Genomic DNA, 556 nt, shown 5'->3' on the forward strand with positions numbered 1-556 from the left:
GGGGTCGGTGGCGAAATCGTCCACGTCCACGCCCGATCCGACCAGCGACAGGGCCAGATCACCGACCACCTTGGAGGACGGGGTGACCTTCACCAGCCGGCCCAGCAGCCGGTCGGCGGCCGCGTACTTCGCCTCGACCTCCTCGAACCGGTCGCCCAGCCCGAGCGCGATGGCCTGCTGCCGCAGATTCGACAACTGCCCGCCGGGGATCTCGTGGTGGTACACCCGCCCGGTCGGCCCCGGCAACCCGGACTCGAAGGGCGCGTAGACCTTTCGCAGCGCCTCCCAGTACGGCTCGAGGTCGCAGACCGCATCGAGGTTCAGCCCCGTGTCGTAGGGCGAATGCGCGGCCGCGGCGACGATCGCCGAGAGCGCGGGCTGGCTCGTGGTGCCTGCCATCGGCGCACTCGCCCCGTCCACGGCGTCGGCGCCGGCCTGCCAAGCGGCCAGGTAGGTGGCGAGCTGCCCGCCCGGAGTGTCGTGGGTGTGCACGTGCACCGGCAGATCGAAGTTGCTGCGCAGCGCGGTCACCAGCGTGTGCGCCGCCGGCGCCCGC

The 556-nt window shown here is 72.5% G+C and carries 1 pseudogene; it reads right to left on the bottom strand.

Annotated features, from left to right (window positions below):
* Window positions 1-556: pseudogene (locus ACPCUW_RS35160) on the bottom strand (pyruvate carboxylase); the annotation flags it as partial.

It is taken from the genome of Nocardia sp. AB354, assembly GCF_049538315.1.
Classification (GTDB): Bacteria; Actinomycetota; Actinomycetes; order Mycobacteriales; family Mycobacteriaceae; genus Nocardia; species Nocardia nova.